This is a genomic window from Vibrio sp. Y10_XG_PY6 (assembly GCF_024181795.1).
Classification (GTDB): Bacteria; Pseudomonadota; Gammaproteobacteria; order Enterobacterales; family Vibrionaceae; genus Vibrio; species Vibrio diabolicus.
Genome location: NZ_JAMZAQ010000001.1, coordinates 1889785 through 1895784, shown reverse-complemented (window position 1 = coordinate 1895784; position 6000 = coordinate 1889785). Strand labels below are relative to the sequence as shown.

Below are 6000 nucleotides of genomic sequence, written 5' to 3'. Positions count from 1 at the left end.
ACTACGACGTTGATAGGCAGGGTGTGTAAGCGTTGTGAGGCGTTGAGCTAACCTGTACTAATTGCCCGTGAGGCTTAACCATACAACACCCAAGGGGTTTTGATGGACTCAATGAAAGAACATTGAATGTGTAAGAACGAGAATTAAGAAACAGCTTTCCGAATTAAAGAATTTGCTTGGCGACCATAGCGTTTTGGACCCACCTGACTTCCATGCCGAACTCAGAAGTGAAACGAAATAGCGCCGATGGTAGTGTGGGGCTTCCCCATGTGAGAGTAGGACATCGCCAGGCTTTAAACATCGCTTTCAAGTTTTCTTTTTAATTAAGATAACTGAAGGCAAAACTAAAAATTAGCATTGATAGTATAAGACTAAGTTTTAGTGACAATTTGTGGAGAGATGGCTGAGTGGTTGAAAGCACCGGTCTTGAAAACCGGCATACGTTAATAGCGTATCTAGGGTTCAAATCCCTATCTCTCCGCCACCTTTAAAAAACCGCTGTTCTTACAGCGGTTTTTTTGTATCTGCTGTTTTTTAACAGCTGTTATCGAAAACTTCTAATTGGCTTTTCTCCGGCCCTTTCTCTAAGTTCTTTAGCGTACTCACTTTGGGTTTAGTTTACGCAGTAATATCTGCAATCGAAGACATCTTCATAGGTCATTTAGGCTTTAAGTAGAGCTTTGTTAAGTCTCAACGTGGGATGCTTAAAAGCATTTTGATAGAGTTTCAGTCTAAATACTGCGGATGCACTTGGAGAAAAAATGAAGCTACTTTACTGGTTAGATGAATGGCAAGCGCTTACTCAACAAGAACAAGAGATGGCTTTACCTATCTCTGGCTACGATTTACTTGATGATGTATTTGTGAAGTATGAACTCGTCGATCTTAACAAGCCATTGTTGTTCACATTTTCTCCTTCCGGCACTGATGTGCAGGTACAAGATTTAACTCCGAATTTTTCTCCTTGGGGCTACGAGCTCGGAATACAACAAAAAGTAAACATTATTGCCTTTCAACATTTAGGACAAAGTAATTGGTTCCGTAGTCGGAATTTGATTTTCTTTCTGGAGCAGCTGTCTGAGTTGCTTCATCCCTTCCAATGTCGTTTGGGTTATGGGCAAAGTCGAGGTGGCTTTGCAATTGGCGCGTTCGCTAACTTGCTGAAATTAGAACATCTTTTGTTGTTTTATCCTGTGAGCACAAAAAATAAAGCTTTAGTGCCTTGGGATGATCGGCCCAGCACTGAGCTTGCTCAGCAGTTTGCTTGGGAAAGCGGCTACCATGATCGAGATTTGGGCAATGCCAAAGGTTATATTATTTATGACCCATCCAATCGTATTGATCGTCTTCATGCTGAACGTTACCCAGAGCTAACTCATTTAAAAGTCGTCGGTATGGGGCACGGCACTCAATCCACACAATTAGATAAATTAGAATTTTTTAATCTGGTGGCGAAGGAGTTTGTTCGTCATCAAACCATAGATATTGACCAATTTAATAAGCAAATTCACGCTTTGTTTTAAAAGAGGACTGATATCAGAGTCCCCTGTAACCAGGGGGAGATGATCACACACTAAAAACTAGATTTTTAACACAATTGCTAGGCGCAATTTAGATGGAGGATTAATGAAGTTACTGTACTGGTTGGATGAATGGCTGGCTCTTTCTCGTGAAGAACAGCAAACCAGGCTACCGATGTCCGGGGAGGACTTACTTGATGATGTGTTTGTTAAGTATGAGTTTGTCGACCGAAATAAACCGCTGTTGTTCACCTTTTCCCCTGCTGGTACGAATCTACAAGTACAGGACTTACACTCAGACTTTGCGCCTTGGGGCTATCGATTAGCCCAGAAACAAAAAGTAAATATTATTTCTTTTCAGCACCTTGGGAAAAGTAACTGGTTTCGCAGCCGTAATTTGATTTTCTTTCTAGAGCAGTTATCGACATTACTTGAGCCTTTTGAATGCCGTTTAGGTTATGGCCTTAGCCGCGGTGGTTTTGCTATTGGCGCTTTTTCCAATCTATTAAAGTTGGATCAAGTATTGATGTTTCACCCGGTCAGTACAAAAAACAAAGTGCTAGTGCCATGGGATGACAGGCCAAGTACTGAACTTGCCCAACAATTTGATTGGGAAGGAAAGTACCACGACCTCGACCTTGGAGATGCAAAAGGTTACATCATTTATGATCCAACCAATGAAATCGACCGTCTTCACGCCAAACGCTACCCAGAGCTCACTCACTTGAGAGTCTTCGGTATGGGACATGGTACACACGCGACGTATTTGAATAAATTCGGTTTTTATAAGCAAGTGGCTGTAGACTTTATACGTTATCAGAAGATAGATATAGCGCAGTTTCGTCATCAGACTAAAACGCTGCGATTAAAAGAAGATTACTATCAGTGTCTTAACAAGGCGAATGCGAGTTCACAACATCGTTTGAGCCTACTGAGTACCGCTCATAATGTGCTAATTGAAGAAAAGAAAGAACATGTGAAGGAGCATCAAGCGCAAATCGATATTCAGCCACTTGTTGATATTGCGATGAAGCATGAGCATGACAATCCGCAAGATGCAGTACAACTTTTGGAAGTGGCTCAGCAGTTAGTTCCGAATGACCCCGTTGTGGAGCACAAGTTGCAGCAACTGTCGTAGCGTTGAGATGTAATGCAGACGGTATTGGTTGAAAATAGGTCCGTGGCTTTTGTCGCTGGCCTTTTTAGGAGCTTATGGGTTGATATTTCGATGACATTTAATGAAGCAGTACAAAATAAAAAGCCCAAGCAAATGCTTAGGCTCAACGAGTATTAATATGAGTTTAAAACTCTTTTGGCGCAAAGCCTGTCATGACATCGAGGCGAAGCTCTTTACCAACTTTTGTTAGTGGGTGAACGATTACTAAGCCGCGTACGCGTTTTTTCAGTTTGCCGATGTCCGCTTGTTCTGCTTTGGTGATTTCACGAGAGAATGGCATATCAAGTAAGCTTTTACGTTCTTTGTTCAGCTCATAGTTTTGCTTATGCTTTAACTGGTTAAGCTTTTTGGTTAGCTGTTCTACTTCATCCGTGAACTTTGTAATCATTTCGTGATCACCACGAGAACGTGCCGCATCAAGTTTACGTTGGCATGTATCTAAACGGTTGTGCAGCTTTTGAATATCAGTTTTTATGCTCATGGTAATTTGGCTCAAATTTTAAATAGTCGAGAAGTATAGCATAGCTGAGATCACACGCTCTACTATACTTCTCGATTGTCTGGCTTTAGTTAATCAGTTCATTGCCCGATACGTTACCAGAGAAAAAGGCTTCGACGTTATCGAGCGTAACTGAGGCAATATTATTAAGTGCTTCGTGAGTTAAGAATGCTTGGTGGCCAGTAAACAGCACGTTATGACAAGCCGATAAGCGACGGAAAACATCGTCTACGATGACATCGTTAGATTTATCTTGGAAGAACAAGTCTTTTTCATTGTCATACACGTCTAGACCAAGCGCGCCAATCTTACCTTGTTTCAAGGCTTCTATCGCCGCTAGTGAATCCAGCAACTCGCCTCGACTAGTGTTAATGATCATCACACCATCTTTCATTTGCGCGAAGGCTTTTTCGTTCAATAGGTGATAGTTTTCTTCACTCATTGGACAATGGAGAGAGATAATATCCGCATTAGCGTAGATTTCTTCAAGCGAACAGTAACGCGCTCCCATTTCTAGTGCTAATGGATTTTCGTAAGGGTCATAGCAAAGCAGCTCCATGCCAAGCCCTTTGAAGATACGCATCGTCGCGATACCAATCTTACCTGTACCAATGACACCAACGGTTTTCCCGTAAAAGTTAAAGCCAACTAGGCCCTCTAGCGAGAAGTTGGCGTCACGTGTGCGTTGGTAGGCTTTGTGAAGGCGACGATTTAGGCACATCATCAAACCGACTGTGTGCTCTGCCACCGCCTCTGGTGAGTAAGCTGGAACTCGAACTACTTGTAAGCCAAGTTCTTTAGCAGCTTGTTGATCCACTTTATCAAAACCCGCGCAGCGCATGGCAATAAGCTTAGTTCCGCCCAGAGAAAGCTGTTTAAGAACGGGAGCTGAAAGGTCATCATTGACGAAAGCACACACGACATCGCAACCATGTGCCATTTTGGCGGTTTTTTCGGTTAGCCGGAAGTCGTGATAGTGGAATTCAAAATCTCGGTTATTTTTAATTTTATTAAAAGAGGCCTCGTCGTAGGATTTTGCACTAAAAAAAGCAATATTAATCATGGTTCCCTCTCAAAAAGTGCGGACTTTATAAATAAATATACTTATAAAGTAATGCAACTTAGGCGGAATGAATAGAGAAATCTTCTCTTTAACTTTTGCCATATCAAACAACGATAACGATTACGCCTTTCAATGAGTATTATCTTACGATTCTGCACTTGTGCGTTCATTCCATTAGCTCCTGGGGTAATACAGGGTCTATCCTAGATACTGTTTGCTTTACGGGCGCTAACTGACTAGCATAATCGCTCTTTTCTTGTTCACTTTAGTTAGGTTAGGCGTTCCGGCAATGTCAGTGAAATGGTGCTCTATGCTCTTGTGTTGTGTGTTGGCTTCTGGCGTCCATGCAGCTGTAGATCTTGTTAAAGTCGACAAGTCAAAGCGTCGAATGTATTTAATGGAACAAGGCACAATACTAAAAGAATACCGCATTGCTTTAGGGGCGAGCCCTAAAGGGCATAAACAAGAAGAGGGAGACAATCGTACACCTGAGGGCGAATACACCTTAGATTACGTTATAGAAGACTCGGCTTTTTATCGTTCTGTGCATATTAGCTACCCTGATGCGATTGATACGTTGGAAGCGAAGCGACGAGGTGTGTCCCCAGGAGGGAATATCAAAATTCATGGTTTAAAAAACGGTGAGAGTCAGTTGCCGATTTATATCCAAAGCTTTGATTGGACCAATGGGTGTATTGCGATTACCAATGAAGAGATGGATGAATTTATCCAGCTTGTAGAGATGGGGACACCAATTCAGATTGAGTGGTAACGAAATGGTGCCTCTGAAGCTCAAGGTGGTATGTGCTATGGCATAAAGCGTTGTGGATGATCACTGAATATACCGTCTAACTGAGGTAGGTACTTCAGTTTGTTTGGATTGTTCACTGTATAACACATCACTTTGTAACCCGCCTGCTGGAGTTTGTTTATTTGGCGCGAGCGAACCCAGTTAATGTTTAGGTTGCAGCTATAGGCGTTAACTTCTTCCAAAAGGCGTTTATCTTTTCTCGTTAAGAATTCACTCAATACACCTAATCGATACTCATTGCAGTATTTATGCAGCGCTCTAATGACATCATGACTAAAACTGGAGAGTAGTATCTTCTCTTGCGGCATGGGACTTTTTGCTAGTACGTTGGCGAGAGCTTGTGCCACTTCTTCTGCTGGGTGGCGATCTACCTTAACTTCAATATTCAAGTTAAGTTTATGCTCAGTAGCTAAAGTGAGCAGCTCATCTAATGTCATGATTTTCTCACCTGAAAAATCTGCGCTGAACCAGCTACCAAAATCCAACGCCTTTAACTCTTCCAGATTCAGTTCATCGACACGCCCTTGTCCATTACTGCATCGATTTATGGTGTGATCATGGCAAACCACTAAAACATTATCTTTGGTCGGTTGTACATCAACTTCAACCCAATTTAATCCGAGGTCAATGGCGGCCTGAACGCTCACTTTTGTATTTTCTGGGTATGAGCCAGCAACACCACGATGACCAATTACTAATGTTTCCATGTTCTTCATCTTCTGCTTTGTGATGAGCCGATTGTACTCGCTTTTTGCTTTGAAGATATACCTCAAGGTGCATGTTGTAAGATCGTCTTAATAAAAGCTACATCGCCCATTCGTCAAGGTAGGTCGTTGGAAGCACTCCTGTCGAATCATGAACCAAAGTTGGACTTTTATTCTCCTGCCGCTCATTTTTAAAGAGCAAGGTAGTTGCGAGTGCATCATGGTT

Annotated in this window: 6 protein-coding genes, 1 tRNA gene and 2 rRNA genes; 6 read left to right on the top strand and 3 right to left on the bottom strand. The window is 42.2% G+C overall.

Going from position 1 to position 6000, the window contains the following annotated elements; translation table 11 throughout:
- From NL644_RS08265 to NL644_RS08245, 5 genes are all read left to right on the top strand, one after another.
- Positions 1–82 (top strand): 23S ribosomal RNA (locus tag NL644_RS08265); the annotation flags it as partial.
- A 93-nt stretch (positions 83–175) separates the two neighbouring features.
- Positions 176–292 (top strand): 5S ribosomal RNA (rrf, locus tag NL644_RS08260).
- Positions 293–393: 101 nt separating this feature from the next.
- Positions 394–484, top strand: a tRNA-Ser gene (locus NL644_RS08255).
- 277 nt (positions 485–761) lie between these two features.
- Entirely contained in the window at positions 762–1523 is a 762-nt protein-coding gene (locus NL644_RS08250) for a hypothetical protein (RefSeq protein ID WP_006741208.1), read from the top strand.
- Positions 1524–1626: 103 nt separating this feature from the next.
- A complete protein-coding gene (locus NL644_RS08245; protein WP_074189713.1) occupies positions 1627–2658 on the top strand; it encodes a cytosolic protein in 1032 nt (343 codons plus the stop codon).
- A gap of 163 nt (positions 2659–2821) precedes the next feature.
- On the opposite strand, the gene NL644_RS08240 is transcribed toward NL644_RS08245, so the two are convergent.
- Both NL644_RS08240 and NL644_RS08235 read right to left on the bottom strand, forming a co-directional pair.
- On the bottom strand, positions 2822–3178 hold the full coding sequence (locus NL644_RS08240) for a YibL family ribosome-associated protein (RefSeq protein ID WP_005374274.1): 357 nt from the start codon (positions 3176–3178) through the stop codon (positions 2822–2824).
- Between the two features lie 85 nt (positions 3179–3263).
- Positions 3264–4259, bottom strand: a complete 996-nt coding sequence (locus NL644_RS08235) for a 2-hydroxyacid dehydrogenase (RefSeq protein WP_006741210.1) — start codon at positions 4257–4259, stop codon at positions 3264–3266.
- Between the two features lie 289 nt (positions 4260–4548).
- On the opposite strand from NL644_RS08235, the gene NL644_RS08230 reads away from it, so the two are divergent.
- Positions 4549–5031 (top strand): murein L,D-transpeptidase family protein, encoded by a 483-nt coding sequence (locus NL644_RS08230; protein ID WP_114323514.1) that lies wholly within the window; start codon positions 4549–4551, stop codon positions 5029–5031.
- 35 nt (positions 5032–5066) lie between these two features.
- On the opposite strand, the gene NL644_RS08225 is transcribed toward NL644_RS08230, so the two are convergent.
- On the bottom strand, positions 5067–5777 hold the full coding sequence (locus NL644_RS08225; protein WP_114323526.1) for a glycerophosphodiester phosphodiesterase family protein: 711 nt from the start codon (positions 5775–5777) through the stop codon (positions 5067–5069).
- Positions 5778–6000: the final 223 nt, after the last annotated feature.

Coding starts and splice junctions, on each gene's coding strand:
- NL644_RS08225 (WP_114323526.1), bottom strand. CDS start 5,777: ATGGAAACATTAGTAATTGGTCATCGTGGTGTTGCTGGCTCATACCCA.
- NL644_RS08230 (WP_114323514.1), top strand. CDS start 4,549: ATGTCAGTGAAATGGTGCTCTATGCTCTTGTGTTGTGTGTTGGCTTCT.
- NL644_RS08240 (WP_005374274.1), bottom strand. CDS start 3,178: ATGAGCATAAAAACTGATATTCAAAAGCTGCACAACCGTTTAGATACA.
- NL644_RS08235 (WP_006741210.1), bottom strand. CDS start 4,259: ATGATTAATATTGCTTTTTTTAGTGCAAAATCCTACGACGAGGCCTCT.
- NL644_RS08250 (WP_006741208.1), top strand. CDS start 762: ATGAAGCTACTTTACTGGTTAGATGAATGGCAAGCGCTTACTCAACAA.
- NL644_RS08245 (WP_074189713.1), top strand. CDS start 1,627: ATGAAGTTACTGTACTGGTTGGATGAATGGCTGGCTCTTTCTCGTGAA.